Here is a 3,285-nt window from a genome sequence, read left to right on the forward strand (position 1 = left end):
CTCAAAACGGACGGGTCGGAAAGCGTAAGACTACCGCTAAGGTAGCAGCATCCTGTGAAGCGTCAACCCCATTCAACGACCATCCTAAAAAGGTGGCGTGGTGAGGAATCACCGTCCGTTTACGGCGGTGAGGATGTCAAAATTCAGCCCCAGTTAGTTCTGGGGCTGAAACCATGGGGACAGGAGGGGGATAATTGTTAGGAAAAAAGAAGTTTTGGCAAAATTTAGCCAAGTTAGTTTAAAAGTTACCCATTGCCAAGGTACGCTATCTCTAACATCCCCAAATTTTCCCTAACTTAAAATCAGTAGTTGGCGCTGTTGTAAAGAACGCACACCAGTTAATCCTAAACCAACTTGAGCATCGATTGCTCCCACGGTTAAACGACCATCACAAGCTTGTAAAAAAGCAAATTCTCTCTCCGAGAGATTAACCGGCCGATAATCGTAATCTAGAACACTTGCACTAGGCCAACCGTAAAGACAGGGATGAACTTCGGCCACTGCATTCTCGAGGACTTGATCCCTGGACCAATCGGCAGTCAAAATCGGTGGTTTAGCGAGGAAAAATTCATAGTGGGTGATTTCCGGGTCTAATAATTCCGTCAAGCGATAACGTTCCCTTTCCCCTAAATTTTGCGCTCTAGCCATCAATTCGGGGGATTTACCCAATAAACGCTCTAATTGCCAGTAGGAAGGGTTAGAAAAGCCAATAAAGGCTAATCCTGACGCATCAATCAGTTGAAAAAGGGTATCGATATTATAGTCCACTTCCCGGGGGTGAACGTACATATCAGCGAAGGACTCATCGCGATGATTTTCCATTGACCAACGCTCTTTTTCCCGTTTCAAAATGCGATTATTTTCTGGTAGGGAGGCAAAAATCTCTCGGCCGACAGCGACCCCATCTTTATAATCCCCGCGCCGGTCTCCTTGCAAAAGTGCGATCGCCGATTGCATTAACTGGATTTCCCAGCGGCCCAATTGTGCATAGACAAAAATGTGCAGCAGACCACCGGGGGCCAGTTTTTGCGCGAGGGATTGAATCCCTTTAATCGGGTCCGGGAGATGGTGCAGCACCCCGACGCAGTTAATTAAATCAAATTCTCCGGGGAGATTAGTGGCGGATTCAAGGGGTAAATGGTGAAAATCCAGAGAACCTCGGTGTTTTGGTGCGACTCCAGAACGATTACAGCGTTCTTTGGCGATTTCTAGGGCTTTTTCACTGATATCTATAGCGACTATATTAGCAAAAGGGTTGAGCGCGAGCAGATATTCGGTTCCCGCACCAGTACCACAACCCGCATCGAGAATGCGGATATCCTCTCGTTCGGGTTTACGATGACAACAAAAGTTATAGGCAGCAATCCAATTCCAGCGCCAATTGTAACCGGGAGGAGGTTCATCTAGGAGCGGTTCGGGGGGGAAAGGATAGGTATTGTAGAGACGTTGTACAGCAGTGCGAATAGTAGCGTCGTCGGACATGAAAATTGGCGGAGTTTAGGATAACACTCGATCGATTGTCTCACAGACGGCAGCGATCGGGAAAGTCGGCTGGGGTTTTTTTGAGTTGGTCGAGGGTAAATAGGGTTTGCGGCAAAAAGTTTTTCCTGGGGGTAGGGTGTGGGGTGTGGGGTGTGGGGTTTTACCGATTTTCAGGTGGTCAATTACCTAATTTTCAGGGAAAAAGTCCCGGAATTTCCCCCCAATCACTCCAATGGTCGGCACTTTTTGAGGGAAAAAAAGTCTAAAAACCTTATCCAACAAGGTTGTTAGATTTATTCAGCAAACCCTAAATATAGCGTTTCCCACACCTGTGTGGCACAGTTAAACCTTTGCTGATTAAGCTTTTCACCATCGACAATGTACCTCTTGCCAACAGGAAACGCTATAGACCTCTTGTAAAAATCAAAAATTGTTGTTAGGGTTAGGAGTCTCCGAGCCAGTAGCCGGTCGTCAGGAGAATTAAGAATGAGCATTAATCAATTAAATGGGCTCTTCGTTACTCTTTATGCTAAATCAACAGACAAGATGCCAAGATAACATACTTCTAACCCAAAAATTCCGAAAGTTTCTCAAGCCATAGCCTCTCCGTTTTATTAGTTTCAGTTTATTGTTGATTCCCTCGACCACCCCATTCGTTGTCCTTCGCTCGAAATAACTAATGATTTCTCCAAACCAGTTTCGGATTGTTTGACAACTCTTGGTAAAAACACTGGAGGATTTTGCCAACCATTCCGAGATGGATAGCAGTCCCTCTGTCGGATTATTTGAGGTTCCATAAATCGTTCTTAATTCTTCGTTTAATTCCTGCATCTTTTTCAAATTTGGGAATTTTTTTTTGATAGCTTCTAGTTTAATTTTTTGGGGTTCCGTTAAATCTTCTTCATTTTTTAACAGGCTATATTTACTTCGCTTTAAAACTTCTAGCTTCGCTTCTTTTTCCGCTTTCTGTTTTTTATTTTTCTGCGCTTCTACGGCTCTTTTTTCTGCTTTTCTTTGTTCGTCTAACTCTTGATTAATTTGTTTCATTACATGGAATCTATCGGCGACTACCTCGGCCGATGGCATCAATTCTTTCACCAAATTTTTATAGGGCAACCAAAGGTCTATGCTGACTTCTTCAATTTGCTCTAACACCTCTTTTCCCCACCCTGTAAGCGTTTCCCTCAATTCTTCTTGTGTTCGCTTCTCTAGAATAGCTATTAGTTTTCCCGTATCTAAATTTACTAAAACTGCACAGTAATTTTTTTGCCCTTTGACTAGAGCGATTTCATCAATTCCTAGTCTTTTTAATTCCGATAGGTCTGGCTCTGTAATTTCTTCGGCGATGTCCTCTATCATTCTTTGAATCTCTTCTTCCGTTACGTCATTTCTTCGGCTAACATTTAAAATATCTCCTTCTTTTAATTGTTCGAGTATATTCTCGGCTAGTCTTTTCGTATAGGTTCGTTTCTTGGCGACAAAATCTAACTCTTCACTAAAGGGTTTTCGACAATTATCGCACTTAAATTGACGACGATTAACTTGTAGGTACACTGGTTGTCCTGAGATTGGTAAATCTTTGACTAAATGTCGATGATTTTGGTGTAGTTTATCGCTCTCTAACCCACAACGAGGACAGATTGCTTTTTGATTTTTCGATTCAATTCGGCAAACTATACCGATATTTTCTAGGTGTAGATAGCCTTGAATAGACGTTCCTTTTAGGTTCAAAAATTTGTCAAGCATCATAAGTAAAATACTCGGGTTTTTGGCTATTATATCAAATCTTAACTCAATTGTCTA

The 3,285-nt window shown here is 42.7% G+C and carries 2 protein-coding genes; both read right to left on the bottom strand.

Going from position 1 to position 3,285, the window contains the following annotated elements; translation table 11 throughout:
* Nucleotides 1–291: 291 nt before the first annotated feature.
* A complete protein-coding gene (locus O9290_RS02935) occupies nt 292–1,482 on the bottom strand; it encodes a class I SAM-dependent methyltransferase (RefSeq protein ID WP_288054823.1) in 1,191 nt (396 codons plus the stop codon).
* 534 nt (nt 1,483–2,016) lie between these two features.
* Nucleotides 2,017–3,231, bottom strand: coding sequence for an ISL3 family transposase (locus O9290_RS02940; protein WP_288086693.1), 1,215 nt, complete (start codon nt 3,229–3,231; stop codon nt 2,017–2,019).
* Between the last annotated feature and the right edge of the window lie 54 nt (nt 3,232–3,285).

It is taken from the genome of Microcystis sp. LE19-41.2A, from assembly GCF_027530405.1.
GTDB classification, from domain to species: domain Bacteria; phylum Cyanobacteriota; class Cyanobacteriia; order Cyanobacteriales; family Microcystaceae; genus Microcystis; species Microcystis aeruginosa.